At 75.6% G+C, this 16,517-nt stretch carries 4 protein-coding genes; 3 read left to right on the top strand and 1 reads right to left on the bottom strand.

Annotated features, from left to right (window positions below; genetic code table 11):
* From ACFW6A_RS38535 to ACFW6A_RS38525, 3 genes are all read left to right on the top strand, one after another.
* On the top strand, positions 1 to 3,816 hold a 3,816-nt coding region (locus ACFW6A_RS38535), incomplete at its 5' end, for a thioester reductase domain-containing protein (protein WP_386646528.1).
* Between the two features lie 221 nt (positions 3,817 to 4,037).
* Entirely contained in the window at positions 4,038 to 4,571 is a 534-nt protein-coding gene (locus ACFW6A_RS38530) for a flavin reductase family protein (protein ID WP_386646526.1), read from the top strand.
* Positions 4,572 to 4,583: 12 nt separating this feature from the next.
* Positions 4,584 to 5,093, top strand: coding sequence for a hypothetical protein (locus ACFW6A_RS38525; RefSeq protein WP_351856517.1), 510 nt, complete (start codon positions 4,584 to 4,586; stop codon positions 5,091 to 5,093).
* A 228-nt stretch (positions 5,094 to 5,321) separates the two neighbouring features.
* On the opposite strand, the gene ACFW6A_RS38520 is transcribed toward ACFW6A_RS38525, so the two are convergent.
* On the bottom strand, positions 5,322 to 16,517 hold an 11,196-nt coding region (locus ACFW6A_RS38520), incomplete at its 5' end, for an SDR family NAD(P)-dependent oxidoreductase (protein WP_386646524.1).

Genomic DNA, 16,517 nt, shown 5'->3' with positions numbered 1-16,517 from the left:
CCCACCTACAACGGCCTCCAACCCCACCGCACCGACCTCCCCACCTACGCCTTCCAGCGCGAGCGGTACTGGGTGCGGGCCTCGGCCGGGAGCGCGGATCCCGCCGGCCTCGGATTGCGGCCGAGCGGGCATCCGCTGCTGGGGGCGGCGCTCTCCGTGGCCGGTTCCGACGAGGCCCTGTTCAGCGGCCGGATCTCCCTGGGCACGCATCCCTGGCTGGCCGATCACCGGATCGGGGACACGGTCGTCGTGCCCGCGTCGGTCTTCGTGGAGCTGGCGGTGCGTGCCGGCGACGAGGTCGGCGCCACGGTCCTCGACGAGTTGGTGACGCCGGTTCCGCTGGTGATCCCGCGGCGTGCGGGCGTGCAGATCCAGGTCGCCGTGGGTGCGCCGGACGAGTCGGGGCGGCGGTCCGTCACCGTGCACGCCCGGCCGGACGACGCCGACGCGCCGTGGACATCGCACGCGCACGGGTGGCTGAGCACGCGGGCCGAGGAGCTTCCCGCCGAGTTCGGGCCGTGGCCGCCGGCGGACGCCGAGGCCGTCGCCCCTGCCGAGGTGTACGAGCGGCTCGCGCTCTCGGGCGCCGTCCACGGTCCCGCGTTCCGGGTCCTGGAAGCCGCCTGGCGGCGGGGCGACGAGGTGTTCGCCGAAGCCGGCCCGGGGGAGCCGGAGGACGCCGCGGCCCACGTCCTGCATCCGGCGCTGCTCGACGCGGCCCTGCACGCGGCGCTGCCGGCCGCGGCGGGCGACGGGCCGGGCGCGCCGACGGTGTCGGTGTGGCGCGGAGTGCGGCTGCACGCGGGGGGCGCCTCGGCGCTGCGGGCGCGGCTCGCCCTCACGGGGGACGGCCGGCTCGCGGTGCGGCTCGCCGATGCGGCGGGGCTGCCCGTCGCGACGATCGACTCGGTGGAGGTCCGGCGGATCGCCGTCGACGAGGTCGCGCGCGCGGAGGCGCGTGTCGCCGATCAGCTCTTCCGTGTCGCGTGGGCGGCGCTGCCTGCGGCGCCGCGGGACGGGGCGGTGCGCTGGGGGGTTCTCGGTGGTGGCGTACCCGGGGCCGTGCGTTTCGACGGGCCGGCCGAGGCCGCGGCGGCGATCGCGTCCGGTACGCCGCTCGACGCGGTGCTGCTGCCCGTCGTCACCTCCGCGTCCGGTGACGTGGCCGCGGCCGCGTACGACGCCGCCCTGCGGGTCCTGGACCTGGTCCAGCGGTGGATGGCGGACGACCGGCTCGCCGACACCCCGCTCGTCGTACGGACCCGGGGTGCCTGGGCCGTACGCGAGGGCGATGCCGCCGATCCGGGTGCCGCGGCGGTGTGGGGTCTGCTGCGGTCGGCGCAGTCGGAGGCGCCCGGCAGGATCCTGCTCGTCGACGGCCCCGCCGACGGGGACGAGAGGGGTGGGGGCGCGCTGCCGGACGCGGTCGTCGGCGCGGGCGAGCCGCAGACGGCGTTCCGGGCCGGGCGGTTGTTCGTGCCGAGGCTGCGGCGCGCCGCGGCCACCGGAGCCCTTCGGGCACCTCGCCTGGACGACGAGGGGACCGTGCTCATCACGGGCGGTACCGGGTCGCTCGGTGCGCTGTTCGCCCGGCACCTGGTGCGCGAGCACGGGGTGAGGCATCTGCTGCTCACCAGTCGACGGGGCGAACGGGCTCCGGGTGCCGCGCGGTTGGCGGCAGAGCTGAGGGAACTGGGTGCCGAGGTCACCGTCGCCGCGTGCGACGTCGCCGAACGTGCGGAACTCGTCGAACTGCTGTCGGGGATACCCGAGCGGCATCCGCTGACGGCCGTGCTGCACACCGCGGGTGTCCTGGACGACGGCCTCGTGGGGTCGCAGACCCCGGAGCGGTTGGCCGCCGTGTTCCGCCCGAAGGCGGATGCCGCCTGGCATCTGCACGAGCTGACCCGTGACGCCGGTCTCGCGGCGTTCGTGCTGTTCTCCTCGATCGCCGGTGTGGTGGGCGGGCCCGGTCAGTCCACGTACGCCGCGGCCAACTCCTTCCTCGACGGTCTGGCCCATCTCCGGGCCGCCCAGGGGCTCGCGGCCACGTCGGTCGCCTGGGGCCTGTGGGCGCAGGACGGCGGGATGTCCGGCGGCCTCGACGAGGCCGACCTCCAGCGCATCGCCCGCAGCGGCTTCCTTCCGGTCACCGCCGACGCCGGCACCGCGCTCCTCGACCTCTCGCTCGGTCTGGGCGACGCGGCCGTGGTGGCGACGCCTCTGGACGCGGCCGCCGTGCGGGCGCAGGACGACGTCCCCGCCCTGCTGCGGGAGCTGGTGCGCGGGCCCCGGCGGCGTGCGGCCCTGGATCAGGGTGGCGCCGCCGGGGAGCCGCTGGCCGAGCTGATCGCCGGTCTGGACGACGACGAGCAGCTGCGCGTGGTGACGGAGGCCGTCAAGGAGGAGATCGCGCGGGTGCTCGGGCATGCCGACACCCGGAGGATCACGGACGGCGAGCCGTTCCTGAAGCTGGGCTTCGACTCGCTGATCGCGGTGGACCTGCGGAACCGGCTGCACGTCCTCGCCGGTTTCCGGCTTCCCGCGACGGTGGTGTTCGACCACCCCACGCCCGTCGACCTGGCCGGCTTCCTGCGCGGCGAGCTGCTCGGCCGGGAGAGCGGTGCCGGGGCCGGGGCGGCGGTGTCGCCCGACTTCGCCGCGGAGGTGCGGCTCGCCGAGGACATCCGTCCGGCCGCCGAGCTCGTACCGGTGGTCGCCGACCCCGACCACGTGCTCCTGACCGGTGCGACCGGCTTCCTCGGCGCCTTCCTGCTGCGGGATCTGATGCGGTCGACCACGGCCACGGTGCACTGCCTGGTCCGCGGCGACGACGCGGCCCACGCGCACGCCCGGCTGCGGGAGAACATGGAGCGCTACGGCGTCGGGGAGGCGGTGGACCCCGAGCGGCTCCAGGTGGTCGTGGGCGACCTGGGCCGGCCCGGACTCGGCCTGAAGGAGGAGGAGTTCGACCGGCTCGCCGCGACCGTCGACGTCGTGTACCACAACGGCGCCCAGGTCCACTGGCTGCATCCGTACGCGACGCTCAAGGCCGCCAACGTCACGGGAACCGAGGAGGTACTGCGCCTGGCGGCGCGGCATCGCAGCGTGCCGGTCCACTACGTGTCGACGGTCGGTGTCTTCACGGAGTCGCCGGCCCCGGGCGTGCCGCTGAAGGTGACCGATCCGACCGGCCCCGCGGAGCGGCTGCCCAGCGGCTACCTGCAGAGCAAGTGGGTGGCGGAGCAGCTCATCGGCATCGCCCGGGAGCGCGGTCTGCCCGTCAACGTCTACCGGGTCGACGTCGTCTCCGGCGACCAGGTCAACGGCGCCTGCCAGACCAGCGACTTCGTGTGGCTGAGCCTGAAGGGCCTCTTGCAGGCCGGTGCCGTGCCGGCCGATGTCGGCGGGCGCTTCCACCTGCTGCCGGTGGACTACGTGAGCGCGGCCGTCCTGCGGATCTCGGCCCGGAAGAGCGCCGCGGGCGGGACCTTCCACCTGTTCAACCGGAGCGCGCTGAGCCTCCAGGACTGCGTCCGCCAACTGCGGGCCCTCGGCTACTCGTTGACGGAGGAGGACTGGCCCGCCTGGCGGGCGCGGATGCAGGAGGACCGCGGCAACGCGATGGCTCCGCTGCTCCACGCCTTCGAGATGATGACCGGTGACACCGACGCCTTCTATCCCCCGATGGACACCACGGAGACCGAGGCGGCGCTGGAGGGCAGCGGCATCGAGTGCCCGCCGCTGACGGAGGAGTTGTTCGAGAAGTACGTGGCCTATTTCGTGCGGACGGGGCATTTCCCGGCGGCGGCCTGACAGCTCGGCCGTACGGCCCGCACAGCAGGAATCCGGTCGGTGCCGGTGATCGCATTCGGTCACCGGCACCGGCCCTGTCCGGCCCCGGCCACGGGCCCCGCCCCGGCGCGCGGGTGCCATTCTCCGGTCACCAGCCGGCGGACGGCACGGTTACCTCGTGATGAGTGGCCGGAGGATTCCGAAGCCTATGTTCGTACCATGAGTCTCTCGAAGGGTTCGGCATGAATTCTGTATCCGCCCAGGCAACCGCCAACCGAATTCCGATCGCCCCGGCAGAACTGCGCGAGACGATGTCACGCTTCGCCACCGGCGTGATCGTTCTCAGCGTCGGCGGGGAGAACATTCACGGAATGACGGCGAACGCGTTCAGTTCGGTGTCCCTGGAGCCGCCGACCGTCCTGTGCTGCGTCTCGCACAGCGCGGTCATGCACAAGGCGATCACGTCCTCGCGCCGGTTCGGCGTCTCCGTGCTCGCCGCGGAGCAGGAGAAACTGGCCCGCTACTTCGCGGACAAGAACAGGCCGCTCGGTCCGGAGCAGTACGCGGGACTCAGCTGGAAGCCGGGCCCGGTCACCGAGGCTCCGCTGTTGCGGGGCGCCCTTGCCTGGCTCGAATGCGAGCTGACGGATTCCCACGAATCGGGCGACCACACGATATTCATCGGCAATGTGGTGAACGCCTCCCGTTCCACCGGGGAATCCGGCCTGCTGTTCTTCGACGGAAAGTTCCAGCAGACTGCCACCGCGTCCCGGTGAGGCGGCCACACCATGACCACCGGCATCAGGAAGCGAGAGGACAGCGGCGGCTGGGAATCGGCCGCCGGCCGCACCTTCGTGGAAGCGCTGAACGACGGTCTGGCCCGCGCCGGCTCCTCGCGGGCGCGTCCGCTGCCGCAGGGGCAGCGGGCGCTGTCGGATCCCTTCGCCGCCGCCGTCATGCGGGAGTACGAGGCCGCGCTGCCGGCGGCGCTCCCTCCCGATGAGCGCGAGGACCCCGCCCTGCGCTTCCGGCTCCTCAACCGGGGGCGCGAGCTCCTGGTGCAGGCCGAGGCGCTGCTCTTCCGCCGTCCGCCGGGGCACCCGCACCCGCACGGCGAGCTGCCGGCCGCGCACGAGACGGTGGCCCGCACGCTGCTGCTGGAGTGCGCCGCGCTCCTGGTCGTGGAGGGCCGTGAGGCCAGGGGCTCCCGGCGCCGGCCGACCGACCTGATCCGGGCGCTGGGGCAGACCGCGCGCCGGGCCCCCGGCCCGGAGGCACCGCGCTTCCCCCCCTTCTAGGGCAAGGCCGTGAAGGGGCGGGCCGTCAGGGACCGTCAGGACACAGCGCCCGGCTTCGGCCGGGCGCTTTTCCGTCCGCGGGGCACGTGAAAGGTCTCCGGCCGCAGGGCACGCGGAAGGTCTCCGGCCGCGCGGCACGTGGAAGGTCTCCGGCCGCGCGGCACGCGGAAAGACGAGGTCCCGTCCGATCCACCGATCGGACGGGACCTCGTCATCTGTTGCCGGGCCTCAGTCGCGTTCGTCGATGAGCGCGAAGAGTTCCTCGTCGCTCGCGGCGTCGAGATCCGCCCCGACCGTGCCCGCCTCCGTGCCGCCGGCCGGCGTCCCCGTGCCGTCGGCCAGCCGCAGGAGCTCCCGCAGCCGCTCCGCGACCCGGCCGCGCGCCGTGTCGTCCGCGGCGAGCGACGCGAGCGCGGACTCGGCGCGGTCCAGGTCCGCGAGGACCGGACCGGCCGTCGCGGCCGGCGCCCCGCCGGTCGGGACCTGCTCGGCGAGGTGGCGGGCGAGCGCGGCCGGGTTCGGGTAGTCGAAGGCGAGGGTGGTGGGCAGGCGCAGGCCCGTCGCCGCGTTGAGCTTGTTGCGCAGCTCGACGGCGGTGAGAGAGTCGAAGCCCAGCTCCTGGAAGGACCGGTCCGCGCCGACCGCCCCGTGCCCGTCGTGGCCGAGGACGTCGGCGACGTGGCCGCGTACGACCTCGGTCAGCGCCTCCTCCCGGCCCGCCCGGTCGAGTCCGGCCAGCAGCCGGGCCAGGCCCGACGCTCCCTCGCCGCCCGCGCCGGCGGCTGCCGCCTTGCGGCGACGGGCGGCGGGGGCGAGGGTGCGCAGCAGCGGGTGCGCCTCCTCGCCCTGGCGGCGCAGTACGGCGGTGTCGATCCGGGTCGCCGCGAACAACGCGTCCTCGCTCGCCACGGCCGTGTCGAAGAGGGCCATCGCCTCGTCCGACGGCAGCGGCGAGAGACCGAGCCGCGCCAGACGCCGCAGGTCCGTGTCCGTGAGCCCGCCGCTGATCGCGCTCGACTCCGACCACAGGCCCCAGGCCAGTGAGGTGGCGGCCAGGCCCCGGGCCCGGCGGTGCGCCGCCAGCGCGTCCAGGAAGGCGTTGCCAGCCGCGTAGTTCGCCTGCCCCGCGTTGCCGATCAGGCCCGCGATGGACGAGTACACGACGAACGCCGACAGGTTCATGTCCCGGGTCAGCTCGTGCAGGTTCCACGCCGCGTCGATCTTCGGGCGCAGCACCGCGTCCAGCCGCTCCGCCGTCAGCTCGGCCACCACCGTGTCGTCCAGCACCCCGGCCGTGTGCACCACGGCGCGCACCGGGGCGTCCGCGGGCACCGCCGCCAGCACGGCGGCCAGCGTCTCGCGGTCCGCCGCGTCGCACGCCGCGTACGAGACCGTGGCGCCCAGCTCCTCCAGTTCCGCCCGGAGTTCGCCGGCGCCCGGGGCCTGCTCGCCGCGTCGGCTCAGCAGCAGCAGCCGTCGCGCCCCGCGCTCCGCCACCAGGTGGCGTGCCAGCACGCGGCCCAGCGTGCCCGTGGCACCGGTGATCACCACCGTGCCCTCGGCCCAGCCGACGGGCCCGTCAGCGGCGGCGGCTCCCGCCCGCGCGAGGCGGGGCGCGAGGGCCCGGCCCGCGCGCAGCGCGATCTGGGGTTCGCCGGTGGCCAGGGCGGCGGGCACGAGCGGGGCGTGGGCGGTGTCGTCGAGGTCGACCAGGACGACGCGCCCGGGGTTCTCGGTCTGGGCGACCCGCAGCAGGCCCCAGGCGCCGGCATGGGCCAGATCCGGTACGTCCTCGCCGGGCCCGGTCGCCACGGCGCCGCGCGTCACGACCACGAGTCGCGACTCGGCCAGCCGCACGTCGCCCAGGAACGCCTGCACCCGTTCCAGCACCCGGCGGAGTCCGCCCCGCGCCAGGTCCGCGAGGGCCGCGCCCCGCGCGTCGGCGTGCTCCGGGTCCAGGAACCACAGCACGGTCTTCGCGCCGCTCGCGGCCACGGCGTCGAGGTCGGGCCGCGACTCGACCGAGCCGTCGGGCCAGGCCCCGAGGGCGACCCGGTCCGAGGGGGCGGGCGCCCCGTCCGGCAGCGGGACCTCGGACCAGACCACCGGGAACAGCCCGTCACGGCCGGCGCCGGCGGCGGCCCGGAGCGCGTCCCGCGACAGCGGCCGCAGCGACAGCGCGCCCACCGAGGCGACCGGCGCGCCGGAGCCGTCGGTCACGGTCAGCGACACGACGTCCGAGCCGGGCGCCGCGTACGTGATCCGTACGCGCAGGGCGGACGCGCCCACCGCGTGGATCCGTACGTCCGACCAGGCGAACGGCAGCAGTTCCTCACCGCTCCCGGCCACGACCCCCGGGAGCAGCGGATGCAGTGCCGCGTCCAGGAGCGCCGGGTGCAGCAGGAACCGTCCCGCCTGGTCCGCGATCGGGCCCGGGAGGACGACCTCGGCGAACACCTCGTCCTCGCCGCGCCAGACGCGCCGCAGGCCCTGGAAGGCCGGGCCGTAGGCGTAGTCCCGCCCGGCCAGGCGCCCGTACGCGCCGTCGAGGTCGATCTCGGCGGCGCCCTGCGGCGGCCAGGCCGTGAGGCCGGTGCCGGTGTCGCCGCTCTCGCCCGGGGCGAGGGAGCCGTGGGCGTTGAGGACCCAGTCGCCGTCGCCGGTCCTCGAGTGGATGTCGACGGTACGGAATCCGGCGGCGTCCTGCGCCCCCACGACCACCTGCACCTGCGCGCCGCCGTCGGCGGGCAGCACCAGCGGCGCCGCGAGGGTCAGCTCCTCGACCGCTTCCGCGCCGAGCTGTTCGCCGGCGCAGAGGGCGAGTTCCAGCATTCCGGTCGCGGGCAGGAGCACGGTGCCGGCGACGGCGTGCTCCGCGAGCCAGGGGTGCGTACGCAGCGAGAGCCGGCCGGTGAACACGGTGTCGTCGCGGCCCGCCACGCTCACGGCGGCCCCGAGGAGCGGGTGTTCCACCGTGCCGAGACCGAGTCCGCCGGTGTCCGCGGCGACGGCCGGCGCGTCGAGCCAGTAGCGCCGGTGCTGAAAGGCGTACGTGGGCAGCGGCACGCGGCGTGCGGCGGGCAGCGCGGCCTTCCAGTCGGGCTCGGCTCCGGCGAGGCGCAGCAGGGCGAGCGCGCCCGTGGTCGTCTCCGCTTCCGGGCGGCCCCTGCGCAGGGCCGGGGCGAGGACGTCGGCCTCGTCGGCGAGGGCGTTCTGGACCAGGGCGGTCAGGACGCCGTCGGGTCCGAGTTCGACGAAGCGGGTGACGCCCGCGGCCTCCAGGTACCGGACGCCGTCGTGGAAGCGGACGGCCTGGCGGATGTGCCGGGCCCAGTAGTCGGGCGAGGTCAGCTCCTCGTCGGTGGCGAGGGTGCCCGACACGTTCGACACGATCGGGATGACGGGCGGGTGGAAGGTCAGGCCGCCGGCGATCTCGCGGAACTCCTCCACCACCTCGTCCATGTGGGCCGAGTGGAAGGCGTGGCTGACGGTCAGGCGCTTCGTCCGCGAGCCCTTCCCGCGCCACAGGGCCGTGAACGCGTCGACGGCCTCGGCGTCACCGGACACCACGACCGACCGGGGGCCGTTGACGCCCGCGATGTCGATGCCTCGGGTCGTGCCGAGCGCGGCACGCACCTCGTCCTCGGACGCCTCGATCGCCGCCATCGCGCCGCCTTCGGGCGCGGCCTGCATCAGCCGGCCGCGCTCGGCGACGAGCACGGCGGCGTCCTCCAGGGACAGCACACCGGCCACATGGGCGGCGGTGACCTCACCGATGGAGTGACCGAGCAGGAAGTCCGGTCGCAGCCCGTGGTGCTCGAACCAGCGGAAGAGCGCGACCTCGACGGCGAAGAGCGCCGCCTGGGTGAAGACGGTCTGGTCGAGCAGTGCGGCGTCCGCGCTGTTCTCTGGGGCGAAGAGCACCTGCTTGAGCGGGCGCATCAGCTCGGTGTCGAGCCGGGCCGCGACCGCGTCGAAGGCGCGGGCGAAGACCGGCGACGAGGCGAGCAGCTCGCGTCCCATGCCCAGTCGCTGGCTGCCCTGGCCGGTGAAGAGGAAGGCCGTCCCGCCGGCGCCGGTCGAACGCCCGCGCAGGATGTGCGCGGCCGAGCCGCCTTCGGCGAGGGTGTCGAGGCCGGCGAGGAGCGTGGCGCGGTCGGCGCCGACGACGGCCGCGCCGAGGTCCATGACGGACCGCGCCTCGGCGAGCGACAGGGCGATGTCGGCGGGGTCGAGCCCGGGGTTCCGGGAGACGTGGGCGTGCAGCCGCCGGGCCTGGGCGCGCAGGGCGTCCTCGCTGCGCGCGGTGACGATCCACGGCACCACGGCGCCGGAGCCGGGCGCCGGAGCGCCGGGCCCGGACGTGGTGCCGGTCCCGGACGTGGCGTCCGGCGCGGGCGCGCGCTCGGCGGGCGGCGCGGGCGGCGTCGGCGGCTCCTCGATGATGACGTGGGCGTTGGTGCCGCTGATGCCGAAGGACGAGACGCCGGCGCGCCGCGGGCGGCCGGACGCCGGCCACGCGCGGGCCTCGGTCAGCAGCTCGACCTCGCCGGACTCCCAGTCGATGTGCCCGGACGGCTCGTCGACGTGCAGGGTGCGGGGCAGGACGCCGTGCCGCATCGCCTGGATCATCTTGATGATGCCGCCGACGCCCGCGGCGGCCTGGGCGTGGCCGATGTTGGACTTCAGCGAGCCGAGCCACAGCGGGCCGCCGTCCTCCGGACGGTCCTGCCCGTAGGTGTTGAGCAGCGCCTGCGCCTCAATGGGGTCGCCGAGCGTCGTCCCCGTGCCGTGCGCCTCCACCGCGTCCACGTCGGCCGCGTTCAGCCGGGCGTTCGCCAGGGCCTGGCGGATCACCCGCTCCTGCGAGGGGCCGTTCGGGGCGGTGAGCCCGTTGCTCGCGCCGTCCTGGTTGACGGCCGAACCCCGCACCACGGCAAGGACGTGGTGGCCCCTGCGGCGGGCGTCGGACAGGCGCTCCACGAGCAGCAGGCCGACGCCCTCCGACCAGCCGGTGCCGTCGGCCGACGCCGCGAACGCCTTGCAGCGGCCGTCGGCGGAGAGGCCGCGCTGGCGCGAGAACTCCACGAACGTGGTGGGCTGCGCCATCAGCGTCACACCGCCGGCCAGCGCGAGGTCGCACTCGCCCGACCGCAGGGCGTTGGCCGCCAGGTGCAGGGCCACCAGGGACGACGAGCACGCCGTGTCCACCGTCACCGCCGGGCCTTCCAGACCGTAGGTGTAGGCGACGCGGCCCGAGAGGACGCTGGAGAGGTTGCCCGCGAGCAGGAAGCCCTCGAACTCGCCCGGCGCCGCGTTGGCGCGGACCGGGTAGTCGTCGTACATGGCGCCGGTGAAGACGCCGGTGGCGCTGCCGCGTAGGGCCGCCGGGTCGATGCCGGCGTTCTCGAAGGTCTCCCAGGCGGTCTCCAGGAGGAGGCGCTGCTGCGGGTCGGTGGCGGTCGCCTCGCGCGGCGACATGCCGAAGAACTCCGCGTCGAAGAGGTCGGCGTCGTGCAGGAAGCCGCCGTTGCGGGTGTAGCTGGTGCCGGCGCGCTCGGGATCGGGGTCGTACAGCCCCTCCAGGTCCCAGCCGCGGTTCGACGGGAACTCGCTCACCGCGTCCACGCCGTCCGCGACCAGGCGCCACAGGTCGTCCGGTGAGGACACTCCGCCGGGATAGCGGCACGCCATGCCGACGATCGCGATCGGCTCGTCGGCCGTCGTCGTGCGGCGGGCCGCCGGGGCGGCCGGGGTCTTCTCCTCGACGATCCGGCTGAGCAGGTAGCCGGCGACGGCGCTGGGCGCGGGGTGGTCGAAGACGAGGGTGGTGGGCAGGCGCAGGCCGGTGGCGGCGTTGAGCCGGTTGCGCAGTTCGACGGCGGCCATCGAGTCGAAGCCGATGTCGTTGAAGGCGCGGTCCGGGGCGACGGACGCGGCCCCGGAGTGGCCGAGCACGCCGGCGACCTTGCCGCGGACGAGGTCGAGTACGGCTTCCTTCCGCTTGTCGGCGGGCAGGGCCGTGATCTGCCGGGCCCAGGCGGAGCCCTGTACGGCGCCCTTGGCGGCGCTCTGCGCGGAGCGCCGGCTGCGGGCGGGCACGAGGTCGCGGAAGAGCGGGTGGGGTTCCCCGTTCGCGAGGCGTTCGGGCTTGAGCAGCACGGGGGCGAGGAGCGGGGTGGTGCGGGTCAGGGCCGCGTCGAAGAGGGCGAGGCCCTGTTCGGGGGTGAGCGGCGGCATGCCGGCCCGTTCCCAGCGGGCGAGCTCGGCGGGGGTGAGGGTCGCGCCCATGCCGTGCGTGGCGTCCCACAGGCCCCAGGCGAGCGAGGTGCCGGCGAGGCCGCGGGCCCTGCGGTGCTGCGCGAGGGCGTCGAGGGAGGCGTTGGCGGCGGCGTAGTTGGCCTGTCCGCTGGTGCCGACGAGCCCGGAGACCGAGGAGAAGAGGACGAACGCCCGCAGGTCCAGGTGCTCGGTGAGCTCGTGCAGGTGGCGGGCCGCGTCGGCCTTCGGGCGCAGGACGCCGTCGAGGCGCTCGGGGGTCAGCGAGAGCGCGGTCGCGTCGTCGAGGACACCGGCCGTGTGGATCACGGCGGTCAGCGGGTGCGCCGCGGGGATGGTGGCGAGGAGCGCGGCGACGGCGTCGCGGTCGCCGGCGTCGGCGGCCTCGATGCGCACGTCCGCGCCCGACTCGGCGAGTTCGGCGGCCAGTTCGGCCGCTCCGGGTGCGTCGGCGCCCCGGCGGCTGGTGAGCAGCAGCCGGCGTACGCCGTGGGTGGTGACGAGGTGGCGGGCGAAGAGGGCGCCGAGTCCTCCGGTGCCGCCGGTGACGAGGACGGTGCCGTCCGGGTCGGGGGCGAAGGCGGTGTCGTCGTCCGCCGGGGCCGCGTGGGCGAGGCGGGCGGCCCGCCACCGGCCGTCCCGGAAGGCCAGCTGGGGCTCGTCGGTGGCGAGCGCGGCGGCCGGGTCCGCGCCGGTGTCGGTGTCGTCGATCAGGGTGATGCGGTCGGGGTGTTCGGACTGCACCGAGCGGATCAGGCCCCACACCGGTGCGCTGTCGAGGTCGGTGACGTCCTCGCCGGGCAGGACGGCGATCGCGCCCGAGGTGACCACGGCCATCCGGGAGTCGGCGAACCGCTCGTCGGACAGGAACTCCTGGACCAGCCGCAGCACGCGCAGGGTCGCCGCGTGCCGTCCCTCGCCGGCGGCGGCCGAGGCGCGGACGACGAGGACGTCGGCCGGTTCGACGCCGGTGAGCGTGGTCCCGACCTCGGCCAGGGTGAGGTCCGTGGCCGGCTCGGGGGTGGCGACCGTCGGCCAGCGCAGCTCGTACAGCGCGTCGGCGCCGCGCGGGGCGCCGGCCGGCTTGTCCCCGGCCACGGGGCGCAGGGTGAGCGACGCCACGTCGGCCACGGGCGCGCCGGTGCCGTCGGCCAGGGTCAGCGCGTACGAGTCGGAGCCGGCCGCGTGCGGGCTGATCCGGACGCGGAGTTCCGCCGCCCCGCCGGCGTGCAGGGTGACGCCGGCAAGGGCGAACGGCAGCCGGATGGCGTCGGGCGGGCCGTCGCCCGCCGCGGCGAGGACGAGCGGGTGGAGGGCGGCGTCGAACAGGGCCGGGTGCAGGGCGAAGCGAGACGCCGACTCGGCGGCCTCGGCGGCCTCGGCGGGCAGGCGTATCTCCGCGTACAGGTCGCCGCCCGCGGTCCACAGCGCGGTCAGGCCCTGGAAGGCGGGGCCGTAGGCGTAGCCGAGCGCGGTCAGACGCTCGTACGCGTCCCCGGTCGGCTGCGGCACGGCGTCTGCCGGCGGCCACTCGGTCAGGGGGGTGCCGGCGTCGGCGGGGGCCTGCGGGGCGAGGGTGCCGGAGGCGTGCCGGGTCCACCGGCGGGTGCGGTCGCCCTCGGTGTCGGGGCCCGCGTGGACGGTGAAGGGACGGGCGCCGGCGGCGTCGGGAGCGCCGACCGTCACCTGGACGCGTACGGCCTCGTCGGCGGTGAGCGCCAGCGGCGCCTCCAGGGTGAGGTCCTCCACGTGCGGCAGGCCGAGGTGGTCGCCGGCGGCGACGGCGAGTTCGAGGAACGCGGTGGCGGGCAGCAGGACGGTGCCGCCGATGGTGTGGTCGGCGAGCCACGGGTGTCCCGCGAGCGAGACGCGTCCCGCCAGGACGGCGGTGTCCTCGTGCTCGGCGAGGTCGAAGGCGGTGGCGAGCAGCGGGTGGCCGGCGGGGTCGAGGCCGAGGCCGCGTACGTCGGCCGGTGCCTGCGGGGCCAGCCAGTAGTGCTCGCGGTCGAAGGCGTAGGTGGGCAGGTCGACGGGGGTGGCGCCGGGGAAGAACGTCGTCGCGTCCAGCGGGGCGCCGGCGGTGTGGGCGCGGGCGAGGGCGGCGGAGAAGGTGTCGCCCTCGGGCTGCCCGTCCCGCAGCAGGGCCACGGCGGTGGTGTCGTCGAGGGCGCTGTGGGCCAGGGCGGTGAGGACGGCGTCGGGGCCGACCTCGACGAGGACCGTGGCTCCCTGTCGTCCCAGTTCGCGGGCGGCGTCCAGGAAGCGGACGGTGGCGCGGATCTGGCCGGTCCAGTAGTCGGGCGAGGTGAGTTCGTCGCCACCGGCGAGCTTGCCGGTCACGGTCGACACGATCGGGATCACCGGCGGCCGGTAGGTGATGCCGGCGGCGACGGCGCGGAACTCGTCGAGGATGCCGTCCATGTGCGGCGAGTGGAAGGCGTGGCTCACGGTGAGCCGGGTCGCCTTGCGGCCGCGCGCCTTCCAGGCGGCGGCGAGCTCGTCGGCGGTGTCGGCGTCGCCCGACACCACCACCGACCGGGGGCCGTTGACGGCGGCGATGCCGACTGCCTTCTCGTGGCCGGCGAGGGAGGCCAGCACCTCGTCCTCGTCCGCCTGTACGGCGATCATGGCGCCGCCCGGGGTGGCCGACTGCATGAGGCGGGCGCGCGCGGCGACCAGGGTGGTGGCGTCGTCGAGCGAGAACACGCCGGCCACGTGGGCGGCGGCGAGTTCGCCGATGGAGTGACCCGCGAGGAGGTCCGGCGTCGTGCCGTGGTGGGCGAGGAGCCGGAAGAGGGCGACCTCGACGGCGAACAGGGCGGGCTGGGTGTACGCGGTCAGGTGCAGCAGCCCGGCGTCGGGTCCCTCCGGGTCGGCGAACACGACCTCGCGCAGCGGCCGCTCCAGCTTGCCGTCGAAGGCCGCGAACACCTCGTCGAGGGCGGCGGCGAACACCGGGTGGGCGGCGTACAGCTCCCGCCCCATGTGGGGGCGCTGGGCCCCCTGGCCGGTGAACAGGAAGGCGGTGCGGCCCGCGCCGGCGGCACTGCCGGTGATCACCCGGGGGTGTTCGTCGCCCGCGGCGAGGGCGTCGAGTGCGGCGATGCGGTCCTCGACGCTTCCGCCGAGGACGGCGGCGCGTTCCTCGAACGTGGTGCGGGTGCCGGCGAGGGACCGTCCGACGCGGGCGATGTCCGTGTCGTCGGCCGCGTCGGCGAGGTGCGCGCGCAGCCGGGCCGCCTGGGCGCGCAGGGCGCGCTCGGTGCGGCCGGAGACGATCCAGGGCGCGGGGACGTCCGCGGGGCTCGCGGGGGCGGCGCTCGTGGGGCCGGTGCCGGCGGGGCCGGTGGCCGCGGGAGTCCGGTCGGCGCCGGGGTCGTACTCGACGACGACGTGCGCGTTGGTGCCGCTGATGCCGAACGAGGAGACGGCGGCGCGGCGCGGCCGGTCGGCGCCGGGCCACGGCCTGGTCTCGGTGAGGAGTTCGACGGCGCCCCCCGACCAGTCCACGTGCGGGCTCGGCTCGTCGACGTGGAGGGTCTTGGGCAGCACGCCGTGCCGCATCGCCTCGATCATCTTGATGACACCGCCGACGCCGGCGGCGGCCTGGGCGTGGCCGATGTTGGACTTCAGCGAGCCGAGGTACACCGGGTCGCGGTCCGCGCGTCCGGTGCCGTACGTCGCCATGAGCGCCTCGGCCTCGATGGGGTCGCCGAGCCGGGTCCCGGTGCCGTGGGCCTCGACCGCGTCGACGTCGGCCGGGGTCAGCCCGGCGTCGGCCAGGGCGTCCCGGATGACGCGCTGCTGGGCGAGGCCGCTGGGCGCGGTCAGCCCGTTGCTGGCACCGTCCTGGTTGACGGCGGAGCCCCGCAGGACGGCGAGGACGGTGTGGCCGTTGCGGCGGGCGTCCGAGAGTCGCTCCAGGAGCAGCAGGCCCACGCCCTCGGACCAGCCGGTGCCGTCGGCGCCGGCGGCGAAGGACTTGCAGCGGCCGTCGGGGGCGAGGCCGCGCTGGCGGGAGAACTCCACGAACATGCCGGGCGACGACATGATGGTGGCGCCGCCTGCGAAGGCGAGGTTCGTCTCGCCGCAGCGGAGTGAGCGGATCGCCAGGTGCAGGGCGACGAGCGACGAGGAGCAGGCCGTGTCGGCGGTCACCGCCGGTCCGAGCAGTCCGAGCTGGTAGGCGATGCGCCCGGACATGACACTGGTGGTGGAGCCGGTGAGTACGTTGCCCTGCACGGACTGCGGCGCGTCCTGCATGCGCGGCCCGTACTCCAGCGCGGTGGCACCGACGAAGACGCCGGTACGGGTGCCGCGCAACGCCTCGGGAAGCAGGCCCGCGCGCTCGACGGCCTCCCAGGACGTCTCCAGGAGCAGCCGCTGCTGCGGGTCCATGGCGAGGGCCTCGCGCGGGGAGATCCCGAAGAAACCGGCGTCGAACCCGCCCGCGGTGTGCAGGAATCCGCCGTGCCGCACCGCGCTCTTGCCGGCCTGCTCGGGGTCCGGGTCGTACAGGTCGTCGGGCCAGCCGCGGTTCGTCGGGAACGCGGTGATCGCGTCACCGCCCTCGGCCACCAGACGCCACAGGTCCTCGGGCGAGGCGACGCCGCCCGGGTAGCGGCAGGCCATGGCGATGACGGCGATGGGGTCGCCGTCGTCGACGCGCGCGGCCGCGTCGTCGCTCGCCGCGCCGGCGCCGAGCAGTTCGCTCTCCACGAAGCGCGCGAGCGCCTCCGGGGTGGGGTGGTCGAAGAGCAGCCCGGTGGGCAGGCGGAGACCGGTCGCGGTGGCGAGTGCCGCCCGCAGTTCGGTGGCCATGAGGGAGCTGAAGCCGAGCTTCTGGAACGGCGTGTGCCGCTCGACGCGGTCGCCGCTCCCGTAGTCCAGGACGGCTGCGATGTGCGCGTCGACCAGTTCGGTGACGGCCTGCCCGCGGGCGGCGTCGGGCAGCCGTGCCAGACGCGCACCGAGTTCGCCCCGCGGGTCGAGCACGGGCTCGTCGGCGGGGGCGTCGGCGGCGACCGGCGCCGTGCCGCGCAGCGGCTTGGGGGCGCGCGCGGTGCCGTCGAACCAGTGGTGCCTGCGCTGGAAGGCGTAGGTGGGGAGGTCGGTGCGGTGGGGTTGGAGGCCGTTGTAGGCGGT

Origin of the sequence: Streptomyces sp. NPDC058758 (assembly GCF_042746075.1) — a bacterium.
Classification (GTDB): domain Bacteria; phylum Actinomycetota; class Actinomycetes; order Streptomycetales; family Streptomycetaceae; genus Streptomyces.
The sequence above is the reverse complement of the archived record's forward strand: the minus strand, read 5'-3'. Positions and strand labels throughout refer to the sequence as shown.

Excerpts from the sequence above, each read along its gene's own strand:
- ACFW6A_RS38530 (WP_386646526.1), top strand. The coding sequence starts at position 4,038 with ATGAATTCTGTATCCGCCCAGGCAACCGCCAACCGAATTCCGATCGCC.
- ACFW6A_RS38525 (WP_351856517.1), top strand. The coding sequence starts at position 4,584 with ATGACCACCGGCATCAGGAAGCGAGAGGACAGCGGCGGCTGGGAATCG.